This window comes from Acetobacter sp. ESL1128, assembly GCF_058505085.1.
In genome coordinates, this window is record NZ_CP196369.1 from 1,620,683 (window position 1) to 1,636,367 (window position 15,685).

Sequence of the window (15,685 nt, forward strand, 5' to 3'; positions counted from 1 at the left end):
CTCTCCTCTTGCATAATATCAACAAATGCGCCCTCGCCAGACTGCTACGCTGGCGTTGTGGATGCATGATCGTGCTCCTGACTGAGCCGGGCAAACCTGCGGGCCAGCACGGCACAGACAAAAAGCTGAATCTGGTGATACAGCATGAGCGGCAGAACAATAACCCCCACGGAGGCAGGCGGGAACAGAACGTTGGCCATGGGTACACCAGATGCCAGCGTTTTTTTGGAACCGCAGAACACCACGGCAATTTCGTCCTTCAGGGGCAGGCCAATCAGGCGGCCACCAAAAATGGTCAGGCCCAACACGCTGAACAGCAGAACTGAATCCGCAATGGCAATCATGCCCAGCTCGGCCATGGGCAGGCGGTGCCATAGCCCCTGCATGACCGCATCACTAAAAGCCGCATAAACAACGACCAGAACCGAACCCCGGTCGGAAAAAGACAGGATTTTCTTGTTCCGGTGCGCCCATGCCCCAAGCCAAGGCTGCAACACCTGCCCCAAAACAAACGGGAGCAGAAGCTGGTAAACAATATCCAGCGGGTTACCTGTGGCTTGGCCGTGCTGGCTCAGCACCAGCCCCACCAGCACGGGGGTAATAAAAATACCAAACACGTTGGACGCCGTGGCCGCACACACGGCGGCAGGCACGTTACCCCCCGCGATGGAGGTAAACGCAATGGAAGACTGTACCGTGGACGGCAGGCAGCACAGGAACAGCACACCCATCCATATATCCGGCTGCAACAGACCGGGGAACAGGGCATGTGCCGCCAGCCCCAAAAGCGGAAACAGGACAAACGTGCAGCTCAGGATAAGCAGGTGCAGCTTCCATGCCACCATACCATCCAGCACGGCCTTGCGTGACAGGCGCGCACCTTGCAAAAAAAACATGAGCGCAATCAGCCCGACAGACAGCCAGTGAAAAACCGGCACCGCGGCCCCATGGCACGGCACAAGCGTTGCCAGCAGAACAGAGGCCAGCAGCCCCAGCAAAAAGGGGTCAATTTTCAAAAAGCGCACGGTTGGGGCTCTTCCATGATAATCTTGTTGCCTGCAATTTTTACTTACGGCACCTTCATGATGAAATGAAGCAGAACTCTCCTTTTTCCCTCCATCTTCTCGGGGTCGTGAGTCTTTGCACCATCGCCACCGCAGAAACCGCCCTAGCCGCCCCTCCCACCGCATGCGCAACCGTAAGCGCCAGCGCAGAGGAAGACACACCCAAAGGCCTGATTTACCATGACCTGAGCGTACGCGCCCCCAGCGGCACAACCAACCTGCATGTGAAAAAACTGGTCTTTACCGGTCAGGCATCCAGCCCGGAGGCCACGCAGGATCTGGCGCAGGCAGCATCCCTGCTGCTGGTTTCCGCCATGACCGGGCACCACAATGCAGCCTGCACCCAGTGGCTTATGGAACAGGGCAGACTGGTGACCAGCAGCCTCCAGTCCGGCGGGCATTACGACCTGACATGGAACAACGCCACGGTTGAACAGGGGGCAGCACACGTCAACGCCACAATGGCGCACTACCAAATTCAGGGTGCCGCCACCCCGCGGACCAGTGCAGCAACCCTGAGCATGAGCGGGTTATCCTTCCACAACGTGCTTAACCAGCAACTGCTGCCCACTGAGGCCCATGCTACGTTTTCGCTCCCCACATCGGAACTGCCGGCACTTATGAGCGCCATAGGCGGGCGGAGTACTGCAGCCCCCGCCGTGCATGCCACCATAAGCAGCTTTGAAGCATCCGAAGGCACGGTCAAGCTACAAGGGCATGGTCAGGCCACGCTAACAGGGGATGTTGCAGCCACATCCGCCTCCGGACATCTGGAAATTTCCAATCTGGAGGAACTGATAGAAAAGGCCCGCGCAGCACATCAGATGAAACTGGCCGCAGGCCTTGTGCTGGGCAGGCTGGTCAGCCACCGCGCGGGCGAGCAGAATACGTGGGACACCACATGGGAAGGTGGCGTTCTTACAGTTAACGGTTTTCCCCTCCCCATCAAATAACCACATCCTCCGCATGGGCTATTCCGTGCGGAGGGCACTGGGCACTCAACTGGTGGGGTGTTCCATCAGGCCATTCCACGCGCACATAGATTGGCAAGTTCGCGCAGCACCTTACGGGCAAGGTCAATCCGTTGCACGTTGGTCAATTCCCGCACAACAGCCATTTTATGGTCTGGCCGCAGGCGGACCACCCCATCTTTCCAGCGGCCCATCCACTGCACAAGGCCACCGGGGTTGGCAAAGCTGTTGTTGCGGAACTGGAGCACCATACCCTTGGGGCCTGCCTCCACCCGCTCCACGCCCGCCTGCCTGCAAAGTCTTTTAAGATCAACAATATCGAGCAGGTTTTTAACTTCCTCGGGAACCGTGCCAAAACGGTCCACCAGTTCTGCCTCCATAGCCTCCAGCTCAGCATCAGACGCCAGAGCACTGATTCTACGGTAAAGTCCCAGACGCACTGGCAGGTCAGGCACATATGCATCGGGGATAAGGACGGGCAGCCCCATAACAATATTGGGGGTCCAGTCCCGGTCATTTTCCGTACTCCGCCCCTTGTCGCTACGCAGGTCGGCTACGGCGTCTTCCAGCATCTGCTGGTACAACTCAATGCCCACCTCACGCACATGGCCGGACTGCTGGTCCCCCAGCAGGTTGCCCGCACCACGCAGGTCCAGATCGTGCGAGGCCAGCGTAAAGCCAGCGCCCAGTGTGTCGAGCGTCTGCATGACCTCAAGCCGCTTTTCCGCCGAAGCGGACAATGTGTGTGTCTGCGGCCATGTGAGGTACGCGTAGCCACGCTGCTTGCCACGCCCCACGCGCCCACGGAGCTGGTAAAGCTGGCCAAGGCCGAACATATCGGCCCGGTGGATGATCAACGTGTTAACCGCAGGCATATCCAGCCCACTTTCCACAATATTGGTGGAGAGCAGGATGTCGTATTGACCATCGGAGAACTCGGTCATCACCCGTTCCAGCTCCGTGGGAGACAGGCGGCCGTGGGCCTGTACCAGCCGGGCATCGGGCACAATGCTGCTCAGGCGTTCGGCCAACTGGTCCAGGTCTTCAATTCTGGGGGCTACGCAAAAAATCTGCCCGCCGCGGAAGCGCTCACGCTGAATGGCCTCGCGGATTACCACGCTGTCAAACGGCATAATGAAGGTCCGCACGGCAAGGCGGTCCGTAGGCGGCGTTGCAATAAGGCTCATCTCCCGCACACCGGAGAGCGAGAGCTGGAGTGTGCGGGGCAAAGGTGTGGCGGAGAGGGTGAGCACATGCACATCCTCGCGCAGGGCCTTCAGCTTTTCCTTATGCGAGACGCCAAAATGCTGCTCTTCATCAATAATCAGCAGTTCGAGGGCTGCGAACTTGATTGTCTTGGCCAGCAGGGCATGGGTGCCGATCACCACATTCACGCTACCATCGGCCAGCCCTTTGCGGACCTCCGTGGCTTCCTTGCCTGTTACCATGCGTGAAAGCTGGGCCACCTTGATGGGGAAGCCCTCAAAACGCGCGGCAAAAGTACGGTAGTGCTGGCGGGCCAGCAGGGTGGTGGGCACAACCACGGCCACCTGCCCGCCGGACATGGCGGCAACAAACGCAGCCCGCAGGGCAACCTCGGTTTTGCCAAAGCCCACATCCCCACACACCAGCCGGTCCATGGGGCGGCCGGAGGACATATCCTCCAGCACATCGGTAATGGCGCGGGACTGGTCCTCTGTTTCCACAAAGGGGAAGCGGGCACAGAACTCGTCCCACATTCCTTCAGGCGGGAGTAGTTCAGGCGCCTCCTTGAGCGCGCGGGCCGCTGCGGTGCGAATAAGCTCACCCGCCATATCGCGGATGCGGCTTTTCATCTGCGATTTACGGTTCTGCCAGGCGACCCCGCCCAGACGGTCGAGCGATACCCCGGCCTGATCCGAGCCAAACCGGCTGAGCAGTTCAATATTTTCTACCGGCAGGTAGAGCTTTTCCCCACCATCGTACAACAGGCGCAGGCAGTCATGCGGGGCCACGCCTACGCTCACTGTTTCCAGCCCGTCATACCGGCCTATGCCGTAGTCCTGATGAACAATCAGATCCCCCGCAGACAGTTCACTGGCCTCGGCAATCAGTTCATCCGCGCGGCGGCGGCGGCGTGGCGGGCGGCCTATGCGCTCGCCCAGCAGATCCTGCTCGGACACAAACGCCACATCCTCGGCCACAAACCCACGTTCCAACCCAAGGGTCAGCAGCCCTACAGGACCAGCCTTGGCCTTGCTCGCCTGCTCCCATGTCTCAAACGTATCTGTTGCCACACCGTGTTCGCGCAGCAGCACACCAATCCGCTCGCGCGAGCCTTTGCTCCATGCGGCCACATAAGTCCGGCGTTTAACCTGCGCCCATTCCCGCACCTGCTCGCCCAGCAGGGTAAACACCTGCTCGCGCTGCGCACCCGGCACAATCTTGGAGAACATTTTGCCCGGTCTGCCGCCTACATCCATGCCTGCCGCGCCATCAGGCTGCGCATAGGGGCTGAATGCCACGGCAGGCAGGCGGGCAATGGAGGCTTCCCACCCTTTAAGGTCCATGTACAGCAGGTGTGGTGGTAACGGGCGGTAAGGTGTTTCCCCCTCCCGCACCGGCATTTTGCGGGCCTGATAATGGTCGGCAATCATATCCAGCCGGGCGGCCAGAACGTCTTCCACCTGATAGTCGAGCGAGAGTGCGGCACCGGGCAGGTAGTCGAACAGGGTTTCCATCTGCTCATGGAACAGAGGCAGCCAGTGTTCGATTCCGGGGTAACGCCGTCCGTCGGAAATATGTTCGTACAGGGGGTCGGACGCCGCGGCGGGGCCAAACGCATCCCGCCAGCCGGTGCGGAACAGGGAAATACTGGCCGCATCGAGCGAAAACTCCGACACCGGGCAAAGCACCAGCCCGTCCCGCTTATCGGTCGAGCGCTGGGTACCGGGGTCGAAGGCGCGGATGTTCTCCACCTCATCCCCAAACAGGTCAAGGCGTACAGGCTCGGGCGCACCTGCGGGGTACAGGTCAAAAATACCACCGCGTGTTGCAAACTCCCCTGCCTCCATCACCGTATCGGTGCGGGTGTAGCCATTGGCGATCAGCAGTTCGATCAGCAGGGACTGGTCAAGGCTTTCCCCCGTGCGGATAGTGAGAGACTGCCCCTTGAAGGTCTTGCGCGGAGCCACGCGCTGGATTGCGCCGTTAACCGTGGTCAGCACAAGGCGCGGCTTCCCCCCCGAGGGTTCGAGCAGGCGGGTCAGTGTGGCCACCCGTTCGGCCACGATTGTCGGGTTGGGCGAAACCCGGTCGTATGGCAGGCAGTCCCATGCGGGAAAACGCAGCACGTCCACATCGGCCGCAACAAAAGCCAGCGTTTCGGCCAGCCGCGCCATGGAGGCATCGTTGCGGGCTATGTGCAGCAAAGGCCCCTTATGCTCACGCGCGCGCCGGGCAAGCAAAAGGGCATCGTACCCCTCCGGCACGCCCCAAATAGTGGCAATCCGACGGTCTGGTGCTGCACCTGTGTCTGCTGTCATAGGCCCTGTTTCTCTTGTCCTGCCTGCTCTTCCCTTACGGAAAGAAAATTTTATTTTCCGCACCTTGCGCGGCATGCCTCAACCATGCGCCGCAACATGGGGGTTGCTTTTTCCTCCGGCAAGGGCAGACGGCCAAACAACCAGTCGGTCAGGTCGGGGTCGGGCATTTCGAGTATGGATTCCATGTCCGCCAGTTCTGCGGCGTTCAGGCTGTCTGCTGTTTCCTCCACAAAGCCACCGATCAGGATATCGGTCTCAAACGTGCCGCGATGATTGGCACGGAACTTGAGCCGCCGACGACGGGCCGCCAGAGCGTCTTCCTCCCCGGCAGATGCATTGGAGGGAAGCGTGTGTGAAGACGTTGTAAAATTGTGTTGCATGGCGTTGCTGTCCTATACCGGGGCTGTTCCTGTCTGTCAGCCTGCAAACAGAGGCCTGTATACCGTCCGTGTCCAGCCCCCCATCCTTCACATCCGCTTCGGTTCCGCAATGGGCAAACGTGCCTGCCCTGCAGGCCCTGACCGCCCCGCTCGATAGCCTGAGCGGCGTTAATGTCGCCCGCTCGCGGCTTTTGGCCAGAATTGCCGGTGGGTCCCGGGTCACGGACCTGCTGTTCTGCCTGCCCGAAAGTGTAACGGACAGGCGGCTGCGCCCATCTGTGGCACAACTCAGGGCTGACACAATTGCAACAGTTTGCGGCACGGTGCAGGACCTGCGCGCCCCTGCCCCACGCACCCGCCAACCATGGCGGGCCACGCTCTCGGACGGGACCGGGATGCTGGAAATTGCTTTTTTCTCCCCATGGCAGGCCAAACAGGCCACCACCGGAGCGGAGATTGCCGTATCGGGCAAAATCGAACGGTTTGGTGAGCGGCTGTGCATGACCTCGCCCGACTACCTGCTTCCCGCCCGCCAGATTGAGCGCATTCCCCTGCTGGACCCGGTCTGGCCGCTGACTGCGGGCCTGTTTGCCGGGCAGGTCCGCCAGGCCATGACCGCAGCGCTGGCCCTGCTCCCCCCGGACCTGCCCGAATGGCATGACCCAGCCCTGATCGCACAAAAAAACTGGCCCGATTTTGTCACCGCTCTCACATGGATGCACAGGCCAGACAGTATTCCCGACAGCCACACAGGCACCAACTGGCAGGCAGAGCGCTCCCGCGCACAGACCCGTCTGGCCTGTGACGAACTCCTGGCCGACCAGCTTGCCATGCGCATTGCCCAGCAGGCCACCCGTAGCCGCCCCGGCCGTAGCATGCAGGGCAATGGGCACCTGCAACAACAGGCTCTTGCCGCCTTTGGGCACCCGCTCACACACGGGCAGGCGCATGTGCTGCGCCAGATAGAGGCCGATATGGCCGCCCCCCACCGCATGAGCAGGCTCCTGCAAGGCGATGTAGGGGCAGGCAAAACACTGGTTGCCCTGCTGGCCATGCTCCGGGCGGTGGAGGCTGGCGCGCAGGCCGCCATTATGGCCCCGACCGAAATTCTGGCCCGCCAGCATGCTGCAACTTTTACGCGCCTGTCCCCCGTGCCGGTTGCGTTTTTATGCAGTTCGGTCAAAGGCAAGGCCCGCAAGCAGGCTCTGGCAGATATGGCGGACGGCACTGCCAAGCTGCTGGTCGGCACCCATGCACTGGTGCAGGAGAGCGTAAAATTTGCAGACCTCGGGCTGGCCGTAGTGGATGAGCAGCACCGCTTTGGCGTGGACCAACGCCTGACACTGGTGGAAAAAGGCCACAAGGCGGATATGCTGGTCATGACCGCAACCCCCATACCGCGCACCCTGCTACTCACCCAGTTTGGGGATATGCAGGTCAGCCGTCTGGAGGGCAAACCATCTGGCCGCAAGCCTATCCGCACCTCCCTGCACAGCCTGAGCACCATGGACGATGTGCTGGACGGCATTAGCCGCGCCCTTGATGCCGGGGCACAGATATTCTGGGTCTGCCCACTTGTGTCCGAGAGCGAAGCGCTCGACATTGCGGCAGCCGAAGCCCGGCAGGCTGCTCTGATCGACCGGTTTGGTGATCTGGTGGGCATCGCCCACGGGCGGCAGGACACAAACACGCGCGAACAGGCCTTGCAGGATTTTGCCAACGGCCGCACCCGTATTCTGGTCGCCACAACCGTCATCGAAGTCGGGGTGGATGTGCCCAGTGCGACCATCATGGTCATTGAGCATGCCGAACGCTTTGGCCTTGCCCAGCTCCACCAGTTGCGCGGGCGCGTGGGCCGGGGGGCCAAGGCCTCTTACTGCCTGATGCTGCATGATGCCGGACTGGGGCAGACAGCCCGCCGCCGGCTAGCCTGCCTGCGCGAGACGGAAGATGGCTTTTTGATCGCGGATGAGGACTTTCGCCTACGCGGCGGGGGGGAAGCGACCGGCCGCAGGCAGTCGGGCCTACCCGAATACCGCATGGCCCCGGAAATTCTGGTTGATCTGCTGCTCGACACCGCCCACGCCGAAGCCCAGCGTATTCTGCCCGACACAGGAGCCAGACCAACCGGCACCTACCGGCTCCCGGCTTCGGCCCGTGTGCTGCTGACCCTTTTTGGCAAGGCGGATGCCTCCCGCATTTTTAGCGGCGGTTAAGGCGCACCCACCGCGCGGGCAAGCGGTGCGCCACCGCGGGCATCACACGCCTGTGGTGGCCTCCAGCCATGCCCGGACCTGCCCTTCCGGGTCCGCGTGCTGGGTAAAGGCGGATACGGCCGAAACGCAATCCGCCCCGGCGGCAAGGCACAACGGCGCACGCTCAAGCGTTATGCCGCCAATGGCAACCAGTGGCATGGTGCCGATACGCTGCTTCCACTCACGCAGTTTGTCCACACCTTGCGGGCCGAATGCCATTTTTTTGAGCCGGGTTTCCCATATCGGCCCCAGCGCCACATAGTCGGGGGTCAGGCCCAGAGCACGCTCCAGTTCCTCCGGGCAATGCGTGCTTATGCCCACGCGCAGCCCCGCTTTGCGAATAGCCGGCATGTCTGCCGTATCCAGATCTTCCTGCCCCAGATGGATGTAGGAAATCCCCTCCTCCAGCGCGAGTTGCCAAAAATCGTTCAGCACCAGACAAATGTCATGCTCTGCCGCGTATGTGCGCGCCAGACGAACCTGTGCGCGCAGCTCCTCGTCCGGCAGGTCCTTGAGCCGTAGCTGAATAAAACGCGCACCCGCAGCGCCAAGGCGCTTGACCCACTGGGCGTGATCCACAACCGGGTAGAACTTCTGTGGTAGTGCGCTCATCCCAAAAATGCCTTTCCTGCAACGGGGGTGGATGGGGCAGCCATATCGCGCGCTTCCATCGGGTCGGCCATACGTGCCAGCATACCGGCCTGCACAGCCAGACCAAAAGCCTGCGCCATGCGCACAGGGTCCCCCGCCTTGGCTACGGCGGTGTTGATCAGCACGGCATCATACCCCAGTTCCAACGCCTGAGCTGCGTGGGAAGGCACACCAATGCCCGCATCCACCACCAGCGGCACGGAGGGAAAATGTGCCCGCATGGCCCGCAGGCCAAACAGGTTGTTCAGCCCCTTGCCCGAGCCTATGGGCGCCCCCCACGGCATAAGCACCTCGCACCCTGCGGCCAGCAGACGCTCGGCCACCACAAGGTCTTCCGTGGTGTAGGGGAAAACCTTAAAGCCTTCCTCGTTCAAAATCCGTGCGGCTTCCACCAACCCGAACACATCGGGCTGGAGTGTATCGGCCTCACCGATCACCTCAAGCTTGATCCAGTCCGTGCCAAACACCTCGCGCGCCATATGCGCGGTTGTTACGGCCTCCTTGACCGTGTGGCATCCTGCCGTGTTGGGCAGAACGGGCACACCCAGCTCATGCACCAAAGACCAGAACGCCTGCCCAGCCCGCTCCCCCGCGGACTCGCGGCGCAGGGATACGGTCAACACCCCCGGGCGCGCGGCCAGAACGGCATCGCGCAGGATTTCGGGGGATGGGTACTGCGCTGTGCCCAGCATAAGGGCGGAGGAGAGTGCCTGCCCGTAAAATAACGCCGTCATGCTTTTTACCCCCCCTGCATGGGGGCGACAATTTCCACCCGCGCACCGGCTGCGAGTGCTGCACGCTCGCGCTCGGTTTTTGGCACAAACTGCCCATTCAGCGCGGTGGCAATCCGTGCTCCGGCGTATCCCAGCTCATCAATCAGCCCTGCCAGGGTTGTGGCGGACACGTCCTGTGCCTCGTCATTGACGGTTATTTTCATCGGGCATTACTCCTTGGGGTTTAGGACCCAAAAACCAGATCTGCGGCCTCCCGTGCCCGAGCGGGGGATAGCAGAAAACCATGGCGGTACATGCCATTAACATAAATATGCTGCCCCTGCCGCACCACACGGGGCATGTTATCGGGGTAGGATGGGCGCAGGCCTGTTCCCATTTCCAGAATTTCCGCTTCGGCAAAGCCGGGGTGCAGGGTCCATGCGGAATTGAGCAGCTCCATCATGGAGCGTACGGTCATGCCGCCTGCATTCTCGCTTTCCACCATGGTCGCACCGACCATGAACACATGGTTATCACGCGGCACAATGTAAACCGGAATACGCGGGTGCAGCATGCGTACGGGCCGGTGCAGAATAACATCCGGGCAATGGAGCAGCAGCATTTCGCCACGAACACCGCGCAGGTGGTCGAGCTGATCCCTTACCCTCAGACCCGTGCAGTCCACCACCCAGTCAAACCCGGCCTCATCCGGGGCTGGCTCGGGAGCCACCAGCACCTGCCCTCCCATCTGCTCCAGCGCATGGGCCAGTGCAGGCAGGGCCTTGCGTGGGTCCACATGCCCTTCATCCGCAAAAAACAGGCCTTTTTGAAAACGCCCGGCAAGGTCCGGCTCCAGCCGTGCAATGTCAGCCTCACCCACGGTTTCGTAGTGCGAGGTACGCCGCCCGAAGCGGGCCAGTTCACCCACATCACGCGCGGGGGCCAGCACCAGACTGCCCTGCCGCACAACACCGGGAACATGGGTTGCCCACCAGTCCACCGAATCGACCGACTGGGCAGTAACTTCCGCCGGGGCCGATTCCGCCTCACACCATGGGGCCAGCATGCCGCCCGCCATCCACGATGCACCAGCCCCTACCCGCTCCGCGCAGTCATACAGGGTTACAACCCCGCCACGCTCCGCGAGTGTTACGGCGGCGGTCAGCCCCGCCACACCAGCACCTTTTACCAGAATGCGCGGTTTGCCGTTCATAAGCCCTGCTTTCCACTTCCTGACTGATATGCGCGCCTTAATGCGATACCTGCGTGTTATAACATACCCGGCGTAACTTTTAGCGCACCGGTCCAGCGTCTGCCATTCACAAAAAACGAACCAGCAGCACCATAAGCAGACAACACTCCGTAACCGCCGTTACAATCCAGCGCACACCCATATAACCCGGCGGCACCCAGCCGCGCCGCCATGCCGCGCGCTCGGCCACGGCAACAAGCGCGAATGCAACTATCAACACGGCAATCCCGGCCAATGGTTGCCACATAAACCCCGTGCAGGCTGCAACCCAGCCCAGCAGGGCGGGCACAACACCCGCCAGCAGACGCACATGGTCCGTGCGTGCGGCAGATGCCACAATAATGGTGCGTTCCATCTCCAGCGCCTGCCCCCAGTGCACTGCACCAATAAAGGAAAGGGAGATGGCCCCGTAAAACAGTTCGGCCATAAGGAGGTTGGGCACGGGAATGCGGGAATCGTAAAACACTATGGCGCATGTGCATAAGACATAGGGCACAACCCCTGCCAGCATCAGAACCACACCCAGAAACGGAAGCTTCTTCATAGGGGAACAGACACCCTTTTCTCTGTATTTTCTTGTTCTCAGTGTTGACAGAAAAGCCCAAGACGCTGCCACTAGCAACCGCGTGGGGGAAAAGCTCCACGCAGGTTGCGTCATAGATCAAGAATAAGAAACGACGGCACCGGCCCCAGCCAGTGCCACTGACAAGCAGGAACAAACACCATGAGCGCCATTGTTGACATTATCGCCCGTGAAATTCTGGATAGCCGTGGCAACCCCACCGTGGAAGTGGACGTGGAACTGGCATCCGGTGCCAAAGGCCGCGCGGCTGTTCCCTCTGGCGCGTCAACCGGCGCACATGAAGCCGTGGAACTGCGCGATGGTGATGCACGACGCTATGGTGGCAAAGGCGTGCTCCGCGCCATTGAAAACATTGAGAGCGAAATCCTGCCCACCTTGCAGGGTGCAGAATCCTCTGACCAGATCGACATCGACAACGCCATGATTGATCTGGATGGCACACCCAACAAAAGCCGCATGGGGGCCAACGCCATTCTGGGTGTCTCACTCGCTGTGGCCAAGGCAACGGCGGCAGAGCAGGAAGTACCCCTGTACCGCTATGTTGGCGGGTCTTTTGCCCACATCCTGCCTGTTCCCATGATGAACATTGTCAACGGTGGCCAGCACGCGGACAACCCGATCGACATTCAGGAATTCATGATCCAGCCCGTGGGTGCGCCAACCGTTGCGGACGCCATTCGCTGGGGGTCTGAAATTTTTGCCCAGCTCAAAAAAGCGCTGAGCGCTGCGGGCCTGAACACCAATGTTGGTGATGAAGGTGGCTTTGCCCCGGCCCTTAAATCTGCTGATGAGGCACTGGGCTTTATTACCCGCGCCGTGGAAGCCGCAGGCTACCGCCCCGGGCAGGACGTAACCTTTGCACTGGACTGCGCCAGCACGGAATTCTTCAAAAACGGCCAGTACGTCATGGAAGGTGAAGGCAAGAGCCTCGATTCCGCAGGCATGGCCGCTTATCTGGAAGATCTGGTCAACCGCTACCCGATTGTTTCCATTGAAGACGGCATGGCCGAAGATGACTGGGAAGGCTGGGCACTGCTGACGCAGACACTGGGCAAAAAAGTGCAGCTCGTCGGCGATGACCTGTTTGTAACCAACCCCGAACGCCTCAGCCGCGGGATCAAGGCTGGCATTGCCAACTCCCTGCTGGTCAAGGTCAACCAGATTGGCACACTGACCGAAACCCTTCAGGCCGTGGAAATGGCCCACCGGGCCGGCTACACCGCCGTTATGAGCCACCGCTCGGGTGAGACGGAAGATTCCACCATTGCCGACCTGGCCGTTGCAACCAACTGCGGGCAGATCAAAACCGGCTCGCTCTCCCGCTCCGACCGGACGGCCAAATACAACCAGCTCATCCGTATTGAGCAGGAACTGGTTACAGCCGCCCAGTATGCAGGCCGTACGATCCTTAAAAACAGTTAAAAACTGTGGCGCGGGCAGCCTGTTCTGCCCCTGTGCCACGCCAGATCAGGCCGGTCCCTTTTGGGGCCGGCTTTTTTTGTATGCAACGCCCTTCCCCATCTGGCGTAACATGGGCTACAGATTACTCTGTATTCATGTCTCTTGGTAACCACGACTCTGGCAAGGAGCTGACCAAAAGTGCAGATTGGCCGTTTCTTTCGCCGCGTTGTACGCGCCGTGGTGCCACCTTTGGCGTTTTTAAGCATTGCCGGTTACTTTGGCTGGAACGCCACACAGGGCGACCACGGCATGCAGGCCTACCAGCAGCAGCTTGGCCTGCTTGAACAGGCCAAACAGGCCCGTACAGATGCGCAGGCCGAACAGAACGCATGGAAGCGCCGCGTCAATGGCCTGCGTGAAAACACGCTGGATACAGATATTCTGGATGAACGCGCCCGTGCCATGCTGAACATGGCCAACCGCAATGATGTGGTTATCCCCTACGACCGGCGCGATCCGCTTTTTTAAGCCTACCCAACATACATCTAAGCCGGGTTAAGCGGGCGTGAGCCTGTATGCCCACATAAAAAAACGGCGCTCGATGGCGCCGTTTTTTTATAAGATACCGATCTGGCCAGAATTACTTAATTTTGGCTTCACGGAATACGACGTGCTTGCGTGCAACCGGGTCGTACTTCTTCAGTTCCATTTTACCCGTGTGAGCGCGGGCATTTTTCTTGGTCACATAGAAGTAACCGGTGTCAGCCGTCGAGACGAGACGGATCTTGATGACGTTGGTCTTGGCCATGACTTCCTCAGCAGAACATATTTACAGAGCCGGTCCATACGGCTCCGGCGGTGTTCAAGTTGCGGCAAAATGCGCATACAAAGGCAAAAGGTCAAGCTTTCTTACATCAATATGGCGCCACGGACGCCAAAAGGAGACGAATTCATGCTGGATGTGGCAACCGCGCGGGCCAGAATTCTGGAAAATCTGCTGCCGTGCGGGCAGGAAACCGTCGCCCTGAGTGCTGCATGCGGCCGCATTCTGGCCCAGGACGTGCATGCACGCAGGGCTAACCCACCGGTCTGTGTGTCTGCAATGGACGGATACGCCGTAAGAGCGGCAGATACCCGGCCTGGCGCTGTATTGCAGATTATCGACGAGGCCCCCGCAGGCAGACCGTCTGCCCGCACCGTGGCTGCGGGTGAGTGTATCCGGCTGTTTACGGGGAGCCAGATACCTGCCGGGGCGGATGCCATTATTATTCAGGAAAACACCCAGCGAGCAGGCCAGCAGATCACGCTAACGCAGGCTGCCACGGCAGGGCAGTTTATTCGCCGGCAGGGGCAGGACTTTGCCCAAGGTGCCGTGCTGTTGAGCGCAGGCAGCAGACTCGGCCCGCGGGATATAGGCCTGGCAGCCGCTGGCGGGCTGGTCTGGCTACCAGTGTTCCGCCGCCCCCGTGTGGGGATTCTGGCTACGGGGGACGAAATTCTCCTGCCCGGTGATACTGCCCCGCCTGATGGTATTTTCAATTCCGCATCCTTCATGCTGGCAGCCCTGCTGGGGCAGAACGGGGCAGACTCCATTGTGCTGCCCGTTGCGCGTGACAACGCCACATCGCTCTCCAACGCATTTGCTCATACCCGTGATCTGGACATGCTGATCACCATTGGCGGCGCCAGTGTAGGCGCTTACGATCTGGTGCGTCCGACGCTGGAAAAAGCCGGACTTGTCCAGGACTTCTGGAAAATTGCCATGCGTCCGGGCAAGCCGCTCATGTCTGGCACACTCCACGGCATGCCTGTGCTTGGCCTGCCCGGCAACCCCGTGGCAGCACTGGTTTGCAGTCTGGTATTTGTGCTGCCAGCCCTGCACAAGCTCATGGGCATTGCCGTGGCCGACACCATGCAAACACAGACCGCACTCCTAGGTGCAGATGTGCCCGAAAATGACCAACGGCAGGATTTTTTGCGCGCCACACTCCAGACCACGCAGGAAGGCCAGCTTGTTGCTACCCCGTTTGGGCCGCAGGATTCTGCACAGCTGAACATTCTGTCCAAAAGTCAGGCGCTGATTATACGCCCTCCCCACGACCCCGCCCAAAAAGCAGGCACAGCGTGCCAGATTATGCCCCTGCCCTGATTTTGATATTGACAAAAACAAGAACCTACATAGAACAAACCATAAGATTGATGTTCCATTACAAACAGACAGCTCGAGGTGCGACATGCTGACCCGAAAACAGCACAAGCTTCTTCTTTTTATTGATTCGCACCTCAAGCAGACCGGCTTTTCCCCCTCTTTTGACGAAATGCGTGAGGCCATGGGCCTGCGCTCCAAGTCCGGCATCCACCGCCTGATTTCGGGGCTGGAAGAACGCGGCTTTCTGCGCCGCCACCACCACCGCGCCCGCGCGCTGGAAGTCATCCAGCTCCCCGAAATGGAGGAGGAACTGCCAACCAACGTCATTCGTGGCAGTTTTACCCGACAAAAGCAGGACCCGGTTAAAATCCCGCTTTATGGCCGCATTGCCGCCGGGCTGCCGATTGAAGCACTGGCAGATACGTCCAACTCCCTCTCCATCCCCGCGGACATGCTGGGGTCAGGGGATTATTACGCGCTGGAAGTCGCCGGGGATTCCATGATCGAAGCCGGGATTCTGGATGGCGATCAGGTCATTATCAAAAAATCGGATCAGGCCGAAAACGGGCAGATTATCGTCGCCCTGATTGACGGGCAGGAAGTCACGCTCAAACGTCTGCGCCGTAAAGGCAACATGATCGCCCTTGAGCCCGCCAATGCCCGCTACGAAACCCGCATTGTTCCCGCTGAACGGCTGGTTATTCAGGGCCATCTGGCCGGTTTGATCCGCCATTACTAAACA

General features: G+C 60.3%; 15 protein-coding genes. 6 read left to right on the forward strand and 9 right to left on the reverse strand.

Annotated elements, in window-relative coordinates; all coding sequences use genetic code 11:
- Positions 1-44: 44 nt before the first annotated feature.
- Entirely contained in the window at positions 45-1,025 is a 981-nt protein-coding gene (locus ACSYTG_RS07550; protein ID WP_086645880.1) for a bile acid:sodium symporter family protein, read from the reverse strand.
- 65 nt (positions 1,026-1,090) lie between these two features.
- On the opposite strand from ACSYTG_RS07550, the gene ACSYTG_RS07555 reads away from it, so the two are divergent.
- On the forward strand, positions 1,091-2,017 hold the full coding sequence (locus ACSYTG_RS07555; RefSeq protein ID WP_489782848.1) for a hypothetical protein: 927 nt from the start codon (positions 1,091-1,093) through the stop codon (positions 2,015-2,017).
- A gap of 65 nt (positions 2,018-2,082) precedes the next feature.
- On the opposite strand, the gene mfd is transcribed toward ACSYTG_RS07555, so the two are convergent.
- Together mfd and ACSYTG_RS07565 are read right to left on the reverse strand one after the other, a co-directional pair.
- Entirely contained in the window at positions 2,083-5,559 is a 3,477-nt protein-coding gene (gene mfd / locus ACSYTG_RS07560) for a transcription-repair coupling factor (protein ID WP_489782849.1), read from the reverse strand.
- Positions 5,560-5,609: 50 nt separating this feature from the next.
- Complete coding sequence (locus ACSYTG_RS07565) at positions 5,610-5,939, reverse strand: FAD assembly factor SdhE (protein ID WP_489782850.1); 330 nt, start codon at positions 5,937-5,939, stop codon at positions 5,610-5,612.
- Between the two features lie 68 nt (positions 5,940-6,007).
- On the opposite strand from ACSYTG_RS07565, the gene recG reads away from it, so the two are divergent.
- Positions 6,008-8,155: an ATP-dependent DNA helicase RecG gene (recG, locus tag ACSYTG_RS07570; protein ID WP_489782851.1), complete on the forward strand. Its 2,148-nt coding sequence runs from the start codon at positions 6,008-6,010 to the stop codon at positions 8,153-8,155.
- Positions 8,156-8,197: 42 nt separating this feature from the next.
- Here the strand turns inward: recG and ACSYTG_RS07575 are convergent, their stop codons facing one another.
- From ACSYTG_RS07575 to ACSYTG_RS07595, 5 genes are all read right to left on the reverse strand, one after another.
- Complete coding sequence (locus tag ACSYTG_RS07575; RefSeq protein ID WP_489782852.1) at positions 8,198-8,806, reverse strand: thiamine phosphate synthase; 609 nt, start codon at positions 8,804-8,806, stop codon at positions 8,198-8,200.
- Positions 8,803-9,579, reverse strand: coding sequence for a thiazole synthase (locus tag ACSYTG_RS07580; protein ID WP_165924968.1), 777 nt, complete (start codon positions 9,577-9,579; stop codon positions 8,803-8,805). Before ACSYTG_RS07580 ends, ACSYTG_RS07575 begins: the two co-directional genes overlap by 4 nt.
- 5 nt (positions 9,580-9,584) lie before the next feature.
- Positions 9,585-9,782 (reverse strand): sulfur carrier protein ThiS, encoded by a 198-nt coding sequence (thiS, locus tag ACSYTG_RS07585; RefSeq protein ID WP_086645874.1) that lies wholly within the window; start codon positions 9,780-9,782, stop codon positions 9,585-9,587.
- 20 nt (positions 9,783-9,802) lie between these two features.
- Positions 9,803-10,771, reverse strand: a complete 969-nt coding sequence (gene thiO, locus ACSYTG_RS07590; protein ID WP_086645873.1) for a glycine oxidase ThiO — start codon at positions 10,769-10,771, stop codon at positions 9,803-9,805.
- A 106-nt stretch (positions 10,772-10,877) separates the two neighbouring features.
- Positions 10,878-11,354, reverse strand: coding sequence for a DUF3429 domain-containing protein (locus ACSYTG_RS07595; RefSeq protein WP_489782853.1), 477 nt, complete (start codon positions 11,352-11,354; stop codon positions 10,878-10,880).
- A gap of 180 nt (positions 11,355-11,534) precedes the next feature.
- Here ACSYTG_RS07595 and eno point away from each other — a divergent pair, with 180 nt between their 5' ends.
- Both eno and ACSYTG_RS07605 read left to right on the forward strand, forming a co-directional pair.
- Positions 11,535-12,815 carry a phosphopyruvate hydratase gene (gene eno, locus ACSYTG_RS07600; protein ID WP_086645871.1) on the forward strand — a complete coding sequence of 427 codons (1,281 nt, stop codon included), beginning with the start codon at positions 11,535-11,537 and terminating at the stop codon, positions 12,813-12,815.
- 177 nt (positions 12,816-12,992) lie between these two features.
- On the forward strand, positions 12,993-13,322 hold the full coding sequence (locus ACSYTG_RS07605) for an FtsB family cell division protein (RefSeq protein WP_086645870.1): 330 nt from the start codon (positions 12,993-12,995) through the stop codon (positions 13,320-13,322).
- 112 nt (positions 13,323-13,434) lie between these two features.
- Here the strand turns inward: ACSYTG_RS07605 and rpmG are convergent, their stop codons facing one another.
- Positions 13,435-13,602 (reverse strand): 50S ribosomal protein L33, encoded by a 168-nt coding sequence (gene rpmG / locus ACSYTG_RS07610; RefSeq protein WP_003623017.1) that lies wholly within the window; start codon positions 13,600-13,602, stop codon positions 13,435-13,437.
- A 69-nt stretch (positions 13,603-13,671) separates the two neighbouring features.
- On the opposite strand from rpmG, the gene ACSYTG_RS07615 reads away from it, so the two are divergent.
- Positions 13,672-14,943 (forward strand): molybdopterin molybdotransferase MoeA, encoded by a 1,272-nt coding sequence (locus tag ACSYTG_RS07615; RefSeq protein WP_489782854.1) that lies wholly within the window; start codon positions 13,672-13,674, stop codon positions 14,941-14,943.
- An 85-nt stretch (positions 14,944-15,028) separates the two neighbouring features.
- The gene (gene lexA / locus ACSYTG_RS07620) at positions 15,029-15,682 is read left to right on the forward strand and encodes a transcriptional repressor LexA (RefSeq protein WP_489782855.1); all 654 of its coding nucleotides are present in this window, start codon (positions 15,029-15,031) and stop codon (positions 15,680-15,682) included.
- Positions 15,683-15,685: the final 3 nt, after the last annotated feature.